General features: G+C 50.9%; 10 protein-coding genes and 6 pseudogenes. 9 read left to right on the forward strand and 7 right to left on the reverse strand.

All coding sequences use genetic code 11. The features are described from left to right. Positions 1–69 precede the first annotated feature (69 nt). The 4 genes from MN084_RS11355 to asd all read left to right on the forward strand — a co-directional run bounded on the left by MN084_RS11355 (position 70) and on the right by asd (position 4,629). Positions 70–2,661, forward strand: coding sequence for a TRAP transporter permease (locus MN084_RS11355; RefSeq protein WP_241086336.1), 2,592 nt, complete (start codon positions 70–72; stop codon positions 2,659–2,661). Positions 2,662–2,728: 67 nt separating this feature from the next. Next, positions 2,729–3,163, forward strand: coding sequence for a universal stress protein (locus tag MN084_RS11360; RefSeq protein ID WP_241086335.1), 435 nt, complete (start codon positions 2,729–2,731; stop codon positions 3,161–3,163). Positions 3,164–3,352: 189 nt separating this feature from the next. Beyond that, positions 3,353–3,682, forward strand: a complete 330-nt coding sequence (locus MN084_RS11365; protein WP_277400310.1) for an SCO family protein — start codon at positions 3,353–3,355, stop codon at positions 3,680–3,682. A gap of 32 nt (positions 3,683–3,714) precedes the next feature. Beyond that, entirely contained in the window at positions 3,715–4,629 is a 915-nt protein-coding gene (gene asd, locus MN084_RS11370) for an archaetidylserine decarboxylase (RefSeq protein WP_277400309.1), read from the forward strand. Between the two features lie 3 nt (positions 4,630–4,632). Here the strand turns inward: asd and epmA are convergent, their stop codons facing one another. Next, positions 4,633–5,550, reverse strand: coding sequence for an EF-P lysine aminoacylase EpmA (epmA, locus tag MN084_RS11375; RefSeq protein WP_241086333.1), 918 nt, complete (start codon positions 5,548–5,550; stop codon positions 4,633–4,635). A 75-nt stretch (positions 5,551–5,625) separates the two neighbouring features. After that, complete coding sequence (gene efp / locus MN084_RS11380) at positions 5,626–6,198, reverse strand: elongation factor P (RefSeq protein WP_241086332.1); 573 nt, start codon at positions 6,196–6,198, stop codon at positions 5,626–5,628. Positions 6,199–6,233: 35 nt separating this feature from the next. Here efp and epmB point away from each other — a divergent pair, with 35 nt between their 5' ends. Next, a complete protein-coding gene (epmB, locus tag MN084_RS11385; protein ID WP_241086331.1) occupies positions 6,234–7,241 on the forward strand; it encodes an EF-P beta-lysylation protein EpmB in 1,008 nt (335 codons plus the stop codon). 295 nt (positions 7,242–7,536) lie between these two features. On the opposite strand, the gene MN084_RS11390 is transcribed toward epmB, so the two are convergent. Both MN084_RS11390 and MN084_RS11395 read right to left on the reverse strand, forming a co-directional pair. After that, entirely contained in the window at positions 7,537–7,800 is a 264-nt protein-coding gene (locus tag MN084_RS11390; RefSeq protein ID WP_241086330.1) for a transposase, read from the reverse strand. Positions 7,801–7,978: 178 nt separating this feature from the next. Further along, the gene (locus tag MN084_RS11395; protein ID WP_241086329.1) at positions 7,979–8,170 is read right to left on the reverse strand and encodes a transposase; all 192 of its coding nucleotides are present in this window, start codon (positions 8,168–8,170) and stop codon (positions 7,979–7,981) included. Positions 8,171–8,336: 166 nt separating this feature from the next. On the opposite strand from MN084_RS11395, the pseudogene MN084_RS19750 reads away from it, so the two are divergent. From MN084_RS19750 to MN084_RS11420, 4 genes and pseudogenes are all read left to right on the forward strand, one after another. Further along, positions 8,337–9,156, forward strand: a pseudogene (locus MN084_RS19750) (IS30 family transposase); the annotation flags it as partial. Positions 9,157–9,274: 118 nt separating this feature from the next. Next, positions 9,275–10,593: pseudogene (locus MN084_RS11410) on the forward strand (IS5 family transposase). Positions 10,594–10,602: 9 nt separating this feature from the next. After that, positions 10,603–11,085 (forward strand): methyltransferase family protein, encoded by a 483-nt coding sequence (locus MN084_RS11415; protein WP_330178039.1) that lies wholly within the window; start codon positions 10,603–10,605, stop codon positions 11,083–11,085. Between the two features lie 251 nt (positions 11,086–11,336). After that, positions 11,337–12,269, forward strand: a pseudogene (locus MN084_RS11420) (IS3 family transposase). 449 nt (positions 12,270–12,718) lie between these two features. On the opposite strand, the pseudogene MN084_RS11425 reads toward MN084_RS11420, so the two are convergent. The 3 pseudogenes from MN084_RS11425 to MN084_RS11435 form a co-directional block, all read right to left on the reverse strand. Next, positions 12,719–13,489 (reverse strand): annotated as a pseudogene (locus MN084_RS11425) (TIGR03747 family integrating conjugative element membrane protein). Continuing rightward, positions 13,446–15,544 (reverse strand): annotated as a pseudogene (traD, locus tag MN084_RS11430) (type IV conjugative transfer system coupling protein TraD). Before traD ends, MN084_RS11425 begins: the two co-directional pseudogenes overlap by 44 nt. Further along, a pseudogene (locus tag MN084_RS11435) lies at positions 15,541–16,077 on the reverse strand (PFL_4695 family integrating conjugative element protein). The pseudogenes traD and MN084_RS11435 overlap by 4 nt, the downstream one beginning before the upstream one ends. Between the last annotated feature and the right edge of the window lie 15 nt (positions 16,078–16,092).

Consider the following 16,092-nt stretch of genomic DNA (forward strand, 5'->3'; position numbering starts at 1 on the left):
CGCCATCCTGCCTGGAAGCTGTTCCGAACAGCCTGCCGTATGAACCTCAAACTCTATCCGGGGAGAATAATGAGAGAAGTAAATAGCAATCGAGAAACCATCACTGATCAAGAACTACAGGAGATGGTCGCACAGACCGACAATGGCGCCCGCCATCCTGTGGGTTCTGCCGGAAAGCTACTCTTTGGTGTGGCACTGGCATGGTCCTTGTTTCAACTCTGGGTTGCCTCCCCACTCCCTTTTGCCTTCGCCATCGGCGTTTTTAACGATACAGAAGTGCGAGTTATTCACTTGGTATTTGCCTTCTTCCTAGCCTTCACTGCCTTCCCTGCATTCAAACAATCCCCCCGGGAAGTGATCCCGTTTCAAGATTGGGTATTTGCTATTCTGGGTGCCGCGAGCGCAGCCTATCTGTTTATCTTTTATGACTCACTAGCAGATCGCTCAGGTGCCCCAATCACGGCCGACCTGATCGTTGGTGTCATCGGAATGCTGCTGCTTCTGGAGGCCACACGAAGAGCCTTGGGGCCACCATTGGTGATCGTGGCCATTGTCTTTTTGACTTATGCATTCGGTGGCCCATATATGCCGGATGTAATCGCCCATAAGGGCCAGAGCCTTTCAAAGGTAATGTCCCATCAATGGCTAACCACTGAGGGTGTCTTCGGTGTCGCCCTGGGTGTCTCCAGTAGCTTTGTATTTCTCTTCGTACTGTTTGGTGCCATGCTGGAAAAAGCGGGTGCCGGCAACTACTTCATCAAAATGGCATTTGCCCTCCTCGGTCACATGAAAGGCGGACCGGCGAAAGCAGCCGTGGTCGCATCCGCCACCACCGGTTTGATATCAGGCTCATCCATCGCTAACGTGGCCACCACCGGCACCTTCACTATCCCCCTGATGAAGCGGGTGGGATTCCCTGGCACCAAGGCCGGTGCAGTGGAAGTGGCCGGCTCGACCAATGGACAACTGACTCCCCCGGTGATGGGTGCAGCGGCCTTCCTGATGATCGAGTATGTGGGTATCACCTACATTGAGGTGATCAAACATGCCATTCTGCCTGCCATCATCTCCTATATTGCCCTGTTCTATATCGTCCATCTCGAAGCACTCAAGATGAACATGAAGGGCCTGCCAAAACGCGTCCACACCACATTGGCACAAAAGCTGATGACCTTCTCCGCCATTGTCGCCGGTACCTGTGCCATAGGATTGGCTGTTTTCTACGGCATCGGATGGATCAAGACCTATACCGGAGACTTCGCTATCTATATCGTCGGCGTCTTTGTTCTGGCCGCCTATCTCGGATTGCTAAAATACTCCGCACGCTATCCTGAACTGGAGATGGATGACCCCAATTCCGAGGTAATCGAGCTCCCCGAGATTGGCCCTACGGTAAAAGTTGGCCTCTACTTCCTGCTCCCTATCGTGGTTTTGATGTGGTGTCTGGTGGTGGAGCGCTTCTCACCCGGCCTTTCAGCATTCTGGGCCACCCTGTTCATGATCTTCATCGTACTGACTCAGCGTCCTCTGCATGCAAAATTCCGTAAGCTGGATGCCGAAGCACCATTAAAACGCGGTGTTAACGACTGCATAGATGGCCTCGTGACAGGTGCAAGAAATATGATCGGCATCGGCATCGCAACCGCTGCGGCAGGCATCGTGGTCGGAACCATCACCCTCACCGGCATAGGCCAGGTGATGGTCGAGTTTGTTGAACTGATCTCCGGCGGCAGTCTGATTCTTGCACTGATTTTCACTGCCATGATCTGTATCATTCTCGGCATGGGGCTACCCACCACAGCAAACTACATCGTAGTCTCCAGCCTGATGGCGCCGGTTGTGATCTCACTGGCTGCCAGCAACGGCATGATCGTACCACTGGTTGTAGTACATATGTTTGTCTTCTATTTCGGCATTCTCGCGGATGACACACCGCCCGTGGGGCTGGCGGCGTTTGCCGCCGCCGCCATCGCCAAGAGTGACCCGATCAAAACCGGTATTCAAGGGTTTATGTATGATATCCGGACCGGCATTCTGCCTTTTATGTTTATATTTAACAACCAGCTGCTGCTGATCGGCATTGGGAGCATATTTGAACTGTTGATTGTCATCGCCAGCGCCACGGCAGGCATGCTGCTGTTCGCCGCAGCCACCCAAGGCTATTGGCTCACCAAGAGCCGCCTGAGGGAGTCGGCAGCCCTACTGTTGATCACCTTTACCCTGTTCCGCCCTGGGTTCTGGTGGGATATGGTATACGAACCGGTAGATATAGTTCCCGCGGTACAAATCACTAAAATAGCCGAGCAGCTTCCAGTGGAAAGCAATTTACAAATGATGGTTGCCGGTGAAAATATCGATGGCAAATTTGTCGAGCATGCCATTCTTTTACCCCTTGGTGCAGCCGGCACAGGAGAGGAGCGCTTGGCCAGCGCGGGTCTGGAGGTCCGGGTCGATGGCGATAAAGTGCTGGCTGACAACGTCATGTTCGGCAGTGCGGCACAAGCGGCAGGGCTCGATTTCGATTGGGAGATCACCAATCTTCAGGTCGCGGCCAACCGCCCACCAAAACATCTGATGTTCATACCGGCCCTATTGCTGCTCGCACTTGTTGCGATGACACAGCGAAGACGCCACAAGAAAACAGAGACAACGGCTGCCTGATAACAATACCAGGAGAATCCGGAGTTGGTCCCGGTTCTCTTGACCCATTAAAGATAAGGATACGGTCATGTTCAAGAAAATATTGATGCCCATAGATCTGCAGGAGACTCACCTTGCTATCAAGGCAGTAAAAATTGCTATTGACGAAGCAAGGAGATACAATGCGAAGATCGACGTGATGACCGTTATCCCTGGATTCGGCATGCCCATGGTTGCTTCATTTTTTCCAGACGCGGCGATGAAGGATGCAATGAAACAGGTGGCAAAGGAACTGAAAAGATACATTGCCGCCAACTTCCCAAAAGATATCACGACCCACCCTCTGATATCCGAGGGAAACCCGTCTGAACGTATTCTGAAACAAGCAAAAAAGATAGGCACTGATCTGATTGTTATCCCGTCACATGCCCAGAGCCTGGGGCAGGTGTTTCTTGGCTCTTGCGCCGCCAAAGTGGTTGGACACGCAACCTGCTCAGTGATGGTCATCAAAAGCGACGACTGATTACCCGGTAGCTGTCCGATAAAATATCAATAAGGGGCGTAGAGATGATCTCTACGCCCCTTTTTCATTGCCTGTAAAGTGGCTAAATATGACGCCCCATGCGTCAAAAAACCAAAACCTGGTCACCTTGCCGAAAGCTCTTCGTGTTCGCCGTTGCACTGAAGGAGACAACTCCGGCCCAGTTGGCCCTTGCAACACGAATTATCAATCGGCTGGCTGACAAGCCCCGGCTACAACAGAAGACAAAGATCATTTCTATCACAGTGTGATCCTGAGCATGACACGCCTGAAACATTGAAACCATTTATCGGACGCTACAGTGCAGATTTTCAGGTGCTCACAGGAGATGATCAACAGATCAGAAATATTGCTCATCAACTGGGGATAAAATATCAACGGGACGAGAAGAAAGAGGGTGGTTACTCCATCGTACACAGCAGCAGTATTGCCCTGATCAATCACCAAAGTGAATTACAGGGCCTGTTTACTGGACGGGTAGATGCCAGTAGTATCACCTAGGATATCAAGCAACTCGCGGATACAGATAGCCAATGAACTCTTATAACAACAGCGTCGATGGGCACCCAGGCATCATCGATCGTCTATTTGCTCTGCTTCTCTACGTTCTGCCCCACCATCTACTCTCCAGACTGGTCTATTGGATCACACGCAGCGAGTGGCCACTGTTGAAAGACGCACTGATCCATACAATGATCAAACTCTATGATGTAGAGATGGGGCTGGCGGTTGAGTCCGACCCATCGCAATACAAAAGTTTCAACGCTTTCTTCACCCGGCAATTACGTCCCGAAGTAAGACCACTCTCGATGGAGATAGAGACCGTACTCTGCCCGGTGGACGGTGCTGTCAGCCAAGCAGGAGAGATCAGCAACGGACGCATCTTCCAAGCTAAAGGGCAGGACTATTCGCTCACCGAGCTGCTCGCCGACGATGAGGAGTGGGCCAAAAAATTCGAAGATGGTAGTTTTGCCACACTCTATTTATCACCCAGGGACTATCATCGAATCCACATGCCGGTGAACGGCAAACTGAGAACAATGCTCCATGTGCCTGGCAGGCTGTTCAGCGTCAGCCCCTCCACCACACGAACCGTACCTCGCCTGTTCAGCCGCAACGAACGGATAATCAATCTGTTTGATACAGAGATGGGGCCGGTAGCCGTCATCCTGGTTGGGGCTATCTTCGTCTCCAGCATGGATACCGTCTGGGCAGGCACCATTACACCGTCATCCCAACGGATTACCCAGTGGAACTACCCAGACAAGCCGACAGAACCTGTCACTCTGAACAAAGGTGATGAACTGGGCAGGTTCAACATGGGATCGACGGTTATCCTGCTTTTCGGCAAACAGGTTATCGAGTGGAATGAGCGATTAAGGCCTGGGGTAAAAGTCCGCATGGGGGAAGAGATCGCTAGTCAGCCAAGCAGTGAAACAAGCACCTGATACTTAGGCCCTCGCAAATGGGAAGGCAATAACCTGATCAATATTGTCTACTCCCATAGCCTGCATTAGCAAGCGGTCAATCCCCAAGGCAACACCGGAACAGTCAGGCAATCCTGCATCAAGGGCCTGGAGCAGATACTCATCCATGGGGACCTGGGGGCAACCTTCATCCCGGCGCTGCAGCAACTCCTGCTCAAACCGGGAACGCTGCTCAACTGCATCAGCCAACTCATGAAAGCCATTGGCAATCTCCAAGCCATCCATATAGAGTTCGAAACGCTCTGCCACCGCTAGATCTCCCGGGCGAATTTTTGCCAGAGAAGCCTGGGTAACCGGATAATCATAGACAAAACAGAGACCCTGTTCCAATCGGGGCTCAATACAGTGGGTCAGCAACAGGTCTAGCCAGGCATCCGTCGTAGAAAGCGCCAGGGAATCAGCTCCGGGTATCTGCTGCTCAATGGCGCAGAGACGAAGCAGGTCTGCTGAACTGGTGTGTGAATCTATCCCCAGATGTGATTGAAACAGCTCAGCATAACTGACCCGATGAACTGGGCCGGGATGGGGCAAAACCGCTTGAATCAGACCCGCCACCTCGTCCATCAACTGGTGCTGGTTGAATCCAGGGCGGTACCACTCCAATAGCGTGAATTCGGGATTATGGATTCTACCCGCCTCACCATTGCGGAAGACCTTACAGATTTGGTAAATAGGACCGGAACCGGCGGCCAGAAGCCGCTTCATCGGAAATTCAGGCGAGGTGTGCAGATAGAGTTCCCTGCCGGATGCCGCGCCTGGGCCGGTATAATGGGTAGTCAGGCTGCAGAGCGCAGGATCAGTAACCGCAAAGGCAGAGCAGGCCGGCGTCTCAACCTCCAGCACACTTGCCTGTCTGAAATAGTCTCTGACGGCAGCCAGCAATGCCCCCCGTGCCTTAATCGCCTCCAGGGATGCCGATGGCCGCCAGCAAGGTTCGTTATTGACCTGCTTCAGAATTTAGCCTTCTTTGGCTCTGGAGATATACTCCCCAGTACGGGTGTCAACCTTGATAGTCTCACCCTCCTGAATAAACAGGGGAACGCGCACAACGGCCCCACTCACCAGCGTGGCAGGCTTGCCGCCACCACCAGAGGTATCGCCCTTAAGCCCCGGATCGGTTTCGCTCACTGTCAGGGTGACGAAATTGGGTGGTTCGACGATAATAGGTGCACCGTTCCACAGAACCACCGTATAGGGAGCCTGCCCTTTGAGCCATTTGACATTATCACCCAGTGCCGCCGCATCCGCGGAGTATTGCTCAAAACTGTCGGAATCCATGAAATACCAGAACTCACCGTCGGTATATAGATACTCCAGTTCCAACTCCATGACATCGGCAGCCTCAACAGACTCACCGGATTTAAAGGTTTTTTCCAGCACCCGCCCGGTTTTCAGATTTCGCAGCTTCACCCGGCTGAATGCCTGGCCTTTACCCGGTTTGACAAATTCATTCTCAATGATGGAACAGGGGTCCCCATCAAGCATCATCTTCAGGCCGCCCTTGAATTCACTGGTATTATAATTTGCCATCACTTCCTCACGACACAACCAACTGGAAAACGCATATGATACATCGAACAGAGTCTGTATGGCAGACTCCTCCCTGGCAAATATCACTGGCCAATGCCTTCACCCAGGTCGATGAGTTCATCGAATATCTGGAACTCGATAAAAAACTGCTCCCCGAAGCCCGGATGGCCGCCCGCCAGTTTGGCCTGAAAGTACCCAGAGCATTTGCCGCATTAATCGAGAAAGGCAACCCTGACGATCCTATTCTCAGGCAATTGCTACCGATTGGCGCCGAGCTTGCCCGTCACCCGGCATTCAATCGGGATCCGGTAGGAGATCTTGCCACGGAACAGACACCAGGCATGCTGCATAAATATCACGGTCGCCTGTTGCTGGTTACCAGCGGCGCCTGCGGCACCAACTGCCGCTACTGCTTTCGCCGACACTACCCGTATAGCAGCTCATCAGCAGGTCGTGACCAATGGCAGCACGCACTGGCGTATATCGCCGCTCATAAGGAGGTGACAGAGATCATTCTAAGTGGCGGCGACCCTCTTGCGCTTTCCGATACCCGGCTGGCGGGGCTGATCCAAGCGCTTGAAGAGATTCCACACCTGACAAGAGTCAGGATACACAGCAGACTCCCTGTCGCCGTGCCCGAACGCTTGACACCGAAGCTATTGAAGTGGTTCACTGGCAGCCGCCTGACTCCCGTATTAGTGCTGCACATCAACCATTCATCAGAGATCTCTGATGCACTCGGATCAGCTTTAGTACCACTCAGAGAAGCCGGTGCCACCCTGCTCAACCAATCGGTACTGCTACGCGGGGTAAATGACTCAAACAAGCAGCTCAGTGAGCTCAGTGAAGCACTGTTTGCGAACAGCATTCTCCCCTATTACCTTCATCTACTCGACCGGGTAGAGGGAGCAACACATTTTGAAGTACCAGAGGACCATGCAAAAGAGTTGCACCGAACACTGCGGGAGCAACTTCCTGGATACTTGGTTCCCAAGCTGGTCCGGGAAACTACCGGTGAAAAAGCAAAACTGCCAGTATGTTAGGGCGCACCAAGGAAACCTCTAAAAAAAACCAACAAAGGCCAATAGTCTCTAGCAAATCTGGGGGAGTCCGGCATCTTCACGCTCATTTTTCTGGCAACATCCACACCCATACCTCGCTTCATCTGGCCAGCCACACCAATCGACGCATTTTGCACACCAAATTCATCATACCAATCTTCACACCGGGCCCGCCTTGCCCGATGCTACGCACCAAGTCGATTGGCCTGCCGGGCAAACACGTGCTCAACTCGAGCCCGAAATCTTGATCGTTTTCGGTTTGCCTCATTGCTCCCGTTCATTCAAGGGGCGTTTGCGTGTCGACTTGTCGATGAATCTGACTGCAGTAATGCGCACCCGGTAAAGCGACTTCCCGTTCTACACTGTGGTAAGCAGAATCGGCCCAGACACTTCTATTACTGTTGTTCTCATCCAGCAGCTCCTCAAAGACCTGACTATCATGAACTTCAGCCGATGTGATGGCGTACTTGCGAATGGCCTTGTGCTTCCGGTCTATGCTGATGTGTTTTTTGTACCCATAGTGGGTTTTGCCATGCTTCATGGTCCAGTGGGCTGCAACATCCTTCTGGCGGCGTTTGTTATCACCTCATGCTCAGGGCTGCCCCCATCTTTGATTTGCCTATTTTCCTCTCGCGTATTACGTTGCCTGGGTACTGGGACGATAGCTGCATCTGCAATCTATCCCTTGCGAGCACTGAAGCCTGCTGCATCAATCTGGATCAACAGCTCTGAAAAAGTTTGTCAACAAGGCCCCGTTCTTTCAGGCGCTCACGATATACCCAAACCATTCTGGCATCGGGTACCTTACCCTCCGGGCTCAGCACAAGAAAACGACAAAAGCTATAGCGATCCCGAATTTGGAACTCTGCTTGATCACCGGACAGATTGAACAAATGCTGTAGGACCAACACCTTGAACTATTCTGATTTAATTGATCTGGACACTTGAATAAAAGACAATACCGTTGATTATTGGAGCGTATATGAATCAAAAACGAGTTTACAAGAGTTACCCTTGTAGATTCAAGGGGTCGGTGCAACACATTATACTCAATGATCAATTTATGGGGATTATGTGATGGCAAGACTTGGCAGATCTGGACTCACAGATGATCAAAAACAAGAACTATGGTCACGTTGGCGGAAGGGAGAATCACTTAGTGATATAGGCCGTGCCCTCGAAAAACAGCCTGCATCAATTTTTGGTGTGCTAAGACTATTTGGAGGGTATTGCCCTTCAGTTCGGAAACGAGCTCGAAATGCTCTCAGCCTGGAAGAACGTGAAGAAATATCCAGAGGGCTTTCCGTGGGCTTGTCTTTGCGTCAGATAGCAAGAGACCTTGATCGCTCACCCTCAACCATAAGCAGGGAAATTCAGCGCAATGGGGGGGAATGAACCGCTATCGTGCAAATATTGCTGATAGTAAAGCTTGGGATCGTGCTCGTAGGCTAAAGCTGTGTAGACTTGCCCAGTGAGATAATCTTCGTAAAATCGTAGCCGATAAGCTTTCAAGAGTGGCCTCCTGAGCAGATATCTAGCTGGCTAAAGCGAAATTATCCAGAGAATGAGAGAAGTTACGTGTGTCACACGAAACCATCTACAAAAGCCTATTCATTCAGTCTCGTTGCGTATTGAAAAAAGAGCTTCAAAGACATCTTAGAACGCGAAGAGTCTTTCGGCAGTCCAGGCATAGTAATATTAAAGGGCTACCCAGAAGTGGCATTATTGATGGTATTTCCATAATCGCCCACCTGAAATTGAAGACCGGGCCGTCCCTGGCTACTGGGAAGGCGATTTGATCTCAGGTTCTTCCAATACTCATATAGCTACGTTAGTAGAGCGTCACTCGCGATTTACTATGCTCGTTAAAGTCGCAGGGAAAGACACTAAATTCGTCGACCCTGAAATATTCATAACGCAATGATTTATATAAAATAAGCGTCTAAATTTGATAAAATAAACGTCCGAGAAAGGGGTAAAAGCAGAGAAAAACTGGACGAAACAGAGGTGGATAATTGAGCAACGCCAAGACAGACAATCCCAACCAGCAAAATTTCCTGCACCAGAACTTACTGGATCAGCTGATCCCCAAGCATCCACTTTTGCTATTGGCCAGACAGATAGACTGGTCATATTTTGATGCTGAATTTGCCCCGCTTTATTCTCATCTTGGAAAGCCCTCAAAATCCATCCGCCTAATGGTGGGCCTCTCGATACTCAAGCATCTGGAAGACCTCAGTGACGAGGTTCTGATTCAACGCTGGATACAAAATCCCTATTACCAGAGTTTTACGGGTGAGATCGAATTCCAATGGCAACTTCCTTGTGACCCCTCCGACCTGACTTACTTCAGAAAGCGTATTGGCAACGAAGGTTTTGAAAAGGTCCTGGCTGCCTCTATCGCCTTACATCAAGAAAAGGCGATCGAAGATAAAATGTGTATCGACACTACCGTACAAGAGAAAAACATTACCTTTCCAACTGATGCAAAGCAGTACCGAAAGATACACGGGCAGTTACTCAAAATGGCCCGAGCAGAAGGTATCGTGCTCAGTCGAAGCCATGAGAAGGAAGTAAAAATTCTCAAGCTCCCCACCCGATTTGCCACACATCCGAGGAATCGTAAAAAGGCACGTAAGGCCGTCAAGCGATTAAAGACCATCAGCGGCCGATTACTGCGTGAAATACAGCGTAAGATGACCGCAGAACAACAGAAATTCTATGCAGAAAAGTTCGCCCTGTACCAGCGCATGCTGAATCAGAAGCGTGCTGATAAAAATAAGTTGTACAGCCTACATGAACCTCATATTTACTGTATGAGCAAAGGCAAGACCCAGCAGCGTTATGAGTTTGGCACCAAGGCATCAATCACCACCACAAGGGACGCGGGCATTGTGATTGGTGCCCTGGCTTTTGAGAAGAATGTATTTGATGGTCACACCGTACCTGAGGTCTTGGCACAGGTGAAACGTCTCATCAATCGAGTACCCAAAGTGGGTATTGCTGATCGAGGTTATCGGGGCAAATCAAGGGTTAATGACACCCAGATAGTAACGCCAAAGCCTGCTAGTAAGAATACCTCAGAAGAAGCCATGGCATTAGCCAGAAAACGTTTCAGAAGACGAGCTGGCATCGAGCCTGTGGTCACTTAAAGAGTGACCACAGGCTAAAAAGGAACTTTCTTAAAGGCTTTGCCGGGGATCAGATTAACTTGCTTATGGCGGCGGCTGCCTTCAACTTCAGAAAATGGATGAGGGAGGTTCTTTTTGTGCTGAAAAATATCATGTCCATACTGTTGTTCCTGTTTACAAAACAGAAACAACAGTATTATTAAGTGCCTGGAATGAATATTTCAGGGTCGACTAATTACCCTGTCCTGCAACCTTTCAACCACAAATTCGGGCACCTGTGGATCATTCTCTTCGGTGGTTCTAACATGGCCTGGGCACTGGTGATGGGCGCCAGTCTGGCGTTGATGCTGGTGGGTTATATCTTGCTTTCCAGGGGGGGGCGGCAAGTGCACAGCGCATCCAGACGCATGGTTACGGATGGCCTCTATGCTTTTGTCCGGCATCCACAGTACACCGGTCTGTTCCTGGTCATTGCCGGTTTCCTGGTGCAATGGCCAACACTGCTGACGGTGTTGATGGCGCCGATGCTGCTGTATGCCTATGCACACCTGGCACGCTCTGAGGAACGTCACACGTTGAAACAGTTTGGTGAACGTTACGGTAAATATATGCGTAGCGTACCGGTCTTTTTCCCGCCCCGGAAGCAATATAAGGCATTCTTTACGACGGCAGGTACCGGAAGAACCGGGAAATGAGGTGCAGAAATAAACGTGTTGGCGCCGGCGCCATGCCGGCCGGGAGGTAACAATGGAAGGCTTATTCTCATTTCTTATGATCGGCGGCCTGTTCTTTCTTATGATGCGCTACGGCTGCGGTGCACACAGCCCATGGTGGTCATGATAGATATAGCAGTCATAGTGCAGACAATGAAGTGACCTTTCCCCCAGAAATAGAGCCATGACAAGGATGAGATTTCCAATTAGTTTGTATATTAGGAGATCTCAACATGAAGAAGAAGCGTTACAGAGAAGAGCAAATTATTGGTGCCATCAAGCAGCATGAGTCAGGGGTAAAAGTTGATGACATTTGTCGTCAGTTCGGCATTTCAACCGGGTGCTTTTATAACTGGCGAAGCAAGCACGCCGGGATGGATGTCTCAGAAGCCAAACGGCTCAAAGAGCTTGAAAGCGAAAACAACAAGCTTAATAGGCTTAAGTAGAACCGCTTTTCGGTACGTCACTCAATGGGGAAAAGATGAGCCTCTACGCAAACGGTTACTTGAGCTGGCAAAAAAGCATCCGAGTTATGGTTATTTGTTTTTACATGGCCTCCTGAGAGGAGAGGGGCTTGTGAAAAACAAGAAGCGGACCTACCGAGTCTATAACGAAGAAGGTCTTCAAGTGAGGACTAAAAAACGCAAGAAGATAATACGACCAAGAATGCCAACGATTATGCCCATTGGTAAAAATATACGCTGGTCAATGGATTTTGTCAGTGATCAGTTGGCTAATGGTCGCCGCTTTCGAGTATTTAATGTGATTGATGATTACTCAAGAGAAGTTATTGGCCAGCTCTCTGACTTCTCGATCAATGGTCACCAGGTCGCTCGTTTTTAACTCAGGTGATTAAGCTAAGGAGCGCTCCGGATCAAATAATCTGCGACAACGGTACTGAGTTTACTAGCAAGGCGATGTTCTACTGGCAAAAAGAAAGTGGCGTTAAGCTAGGTTTTATTCAGCCAGGCAAGCCTACTCAGAATGCGTTTGTAGAAAGCTTAAACGGTAAATTCAGAAATGAATGTTTAAATCAGCATTGGTTCAGGTCCATTGATGACGCTAGACATGAAATTGATCAATGGCGAGAGCACTACAATCACGTGCGGCCTCATAGCGCATTAAATTATTTGTCACCTGTGGCCTTTGTAAATAGGGCCGCTTAGAATGAATTATCTCATCCAAGTCTTGGTATTAAGATGGGGGGAAGGTCATGTGGAACGTATTTGCTTGATATGGTGCTGTTCTTATAAGCAATGACAGATCGTAACTATATGAAGCATATCAAATATCTTATTGAATAGGAGTGAGTTTCTTTTAGATGGCTGCTTTTGGATGTTTCCTGCCTGATACTCCTGATTAATTTTAGTCCTGAAGTAGTTCACCCTGACAGGATTTTTCTTTACTCTTTCTCGGGGAGCTATTGGCTACCTTGAGAAGGATAAGTGGTACTTACAGGAACAGACCGCTTAATCGTAAAAACTTGTCCCCTTCATCTATTTCCTTAGGTTTAATCAGTGTTGATGTATTACTTGGAATATTATGAGAGTCAAAATTATTTATCATTATTGATTAATAATGAATTGTACTGACATTGAACCAGAATCAAAATGGATCATAGATATTTCTTGAACGTACTCGCCGTGACAGCCACTGTCAGTGCAAACAGCATCGCAAAGGATAACACTACAAATGTAGGATGTAGGCTGAACGGCAAAGCGAGATAGGTCACCCAGGTCAATATGACCAGTGGGAAAGCTGCCTTCTTTGCGTAATGGTAGACGAACGAACTCTTACGGCCCCCACCCCATCGACGCAGATCCCTTTGTACCAGACCGTCGACTAATGCTACTAGGCTGAATAACAGGAAGACGGGCATCGCCAAAATCAGAATCGCCAGGCGAACAGAAAATACCTGGGTGACCTGCATGGTCGCAATTACAAACTCTGTAATCGGTCGGTAAATCTTGTGCAGGATTGGCCTGAGCCCCTTTTCATTTGACGCTGGTTGGGGCGAGACCTAGCGTATGAGGTCGACGAATCGTGTTACCTCGAACAGGTAATGATAGGTGCCGTCGGCTATCCGTTTGGCAAACTTCGCAGGATCAGAGGTCACGATGCTGTACCGAAAATCGGTATCAAGATAACTAATCTCCTTCGAGAGCATCTCACGGCTGTGTTCAAGGCCCTCATCCGGCCACCAGAGCACCATGCCGGCCCATTCGATGATAATCGAAAACAAGAGTGAGAGCAGCCGCCACTGGATGACCTTCGCCGCACCCGTCAGGCTTTTCGAGATCAGCCCTTCCTGAACAACCCTGCGGCGTGGATCGGCAACGGTTTCAGCCATCGGCACACTCCTCCTGGCCGATAAAGGGATCAACATCCGCTACGGCTGTCCACCAGGGCTCCTGGACCCGATACCAGTGATCGTTGGTGATGTAGGTGCGCTCCATCTCGCTAGCCATTTCCGCCAGGCTTTCCGGCATAGCCTCATCCTCGATCGGAAGGGGCATTCGCAGTTTCCAGAGCTGGCCACCCTCCAGCAGTGCGAAGGCCTGTCCCTTTGGCAGGGTCACCAGTTCCGCAGGTGTGAGCAACGGTACCTCGGAGACACTGATTCGATCCTCGTTACGGGATTTGAAATCGACGCCAGACCCCGGATCCGACGAATCATCCACCCTGGAAACACTCATCAAGGTAAAGACCTCAACCTTCGGTAATTGCTCCGTGAGCATCTCCGCCGTGGCCAGCTCCTTAACCCGAAGCATGATCATCGTGTTGAAGTTACCCGCGACCTGTCCGGCCTTGGCCCGGTTGCCGATCCGTGCCTCCACATCCGACTGGGTCTGGGTGTAGGCGGTTACCTGAAACCCGGCGCCACCCGCCTTGTTCAACAGTGGAATGAACTCGTCACCGATCAGTTCGTTGAATTCATCGGCGTGCATGGAGATCGTTGGAGGCTTTCCAGTGGATTCACCCGATACGCCATGTTTGTAGATATGACCCGCCACCGATACCAGATCGGCGAACATGGAATTGCCCACCGCACTGGCTACGGTGGTATCCGTCAGGGCATCCAGTCCTACATAGACAATCCCCTTCCGGCTGATCACATCCATCCACTCGAAAATGGGCCGCGTATCTTTCTCATCCAGATAGTTCGGTGAGATGAGTTCAGCGATGTTGCCAGTGGTGAGTTTCTCCATCAGGGGCCCGACGGAGCTGACGATCTTGTCGAAGTAAGTTTTATCGTATTTAAAGGCCGACACCAGACCATCGAGTACGAGATCGTAGAGATCCTGGGCCTGCAAATGACGCATAAGCGCAATGGCATCGGTGTTTCGACCACGCAGTGCCATCGGCAGATTGCGTTCCTTGATAGTCCCAGCAAGCTCGCTGACCTGCTCCTCCCAGTTTTCGGCACCCTGTTGACTCAGATCGTATCTCGCGTACTCCATGAACAGGGGTTCGATGTCATTGATGTAACGCCGGACCTGCTGATAGTCAGACCGTCGCTTGAGTGCCACCAAGGCCCGGGCGATTATATTGACGAATCGCCAGGCAAACTCCTTGAATGCAGCTGAATTCCCCTCACTGGAAGCTGGTTGGCGATACGGGTCGCCACCTCGGTAATGCGGGAAAAATTGCCGATGGCATTGTAGCGGGCGGATACCTCGGGATACCCGAGGTGAAATAGATAAAAATCCTTGGCCCGCCCCGATCGCTTTGCCTCCGTATATATCCGTTTCAGCAGTCCTGCATCTCCCTTGGGATCGAACACGATCACCACATCCCCACGTCGAATGTCCTGTGTGATGAGAATCTCGGCCAAGCGCGTTTTGCCGACGCGCGTGGTGCCCAGCACCAGGGTATGGCCTACCCGCTCATTGATATCCATCCAGACCGCCTGCTCCTCGGGTTCCACAGCATGCAGGGCCGGCTTGCCGCCGACAGCTGGCAATGGCGCCAAGGGGTTCCACCACGCCCTCATTCGTAAAAAGTGGACCAACCCATTCAGTACCGGAATCGACTCCCAGGCCACCTCCTTCTGACGCGCCCATTGATACAACCGTCCTGGCTGCACATAGTGCTGGACCTCTGGGCGAATCGTATCTCGCAACCGTTGAGTATGTTTCTGAGTCCAGCGAAAGCCCTTGCCCAGAAAGAGCTTATGCCGACTGAGAGGTATTTGGATTGCCCGCAACCGGTAAGTGGGGAGTTTGCGCATATTGCGTTGATAGCGAATGACCTGCCAAGCCTGCCGTCCTCGGATCAGCCCGAGTATCATCAGCGCAGTCCCTGCACCATAGGCCACACCCGGTGGCATCATCAAAGCCCAAGGTGCCAACACAGCGATTGCAGCGGCGGCAAAAGCCACCCACATGGACCAGAGTTCAACCGGCGGGCGTAGCAGGGCCTCGATAGGATGCCGGCTCACTGCTCAATGCCGTGGGAGGTAATCAATATGGGATAGTGCGAGATCCCCAAGGCTTTCGCGATATCAGTCGCCGAAGCCGGCATGATGGATAATCTAGCTGCCAGTCCAGCGATGGTTCACAGATCATCCCGTGTGTCTGCCTGCACCAGCATGCCTACAGCACCGATCTCCTTGAGCCGGTTTTGGTGTTGCAACAGCCATTTCCGGGACAAGGCATCTGAGCCGATCAGGAAAAACGGACGCGTAAAGGGTCGATCGTGGTTTCTTGGCTGGACCGGGCCCGGCGTCATACCAGGGGAACGAATCGGCAACAAGGAGTCGGGATCCGCAGCACCAAGCTGCGGACTCTCGATAACCCGACTCTGGAATGGTGTGGTCTCGGTAGATTCGGAAGCATCAAGAAAGGGCCCGATCGGCCGGGTATCTCCACTGTCATAAATGACCGTCAGTGCAGCTCCAGCCAATGTGGGTATCAAACCGATGGCAACCCCAGTCGCTTTTAACCCGACTTTCACAGCGTTCATCATTTTCATTGTTATTCATCCCCC

It is taken from the genome of Candidatus Vondammii sp. HM_W22 (assembly GCF_022530855.2).
In the GTDB taxonomy this organism is placed as follows: Bacteria; Pseudomonadota; Gammaproteobacteria; order Chromatiales; family Chromatiaceae; genus Vondammii.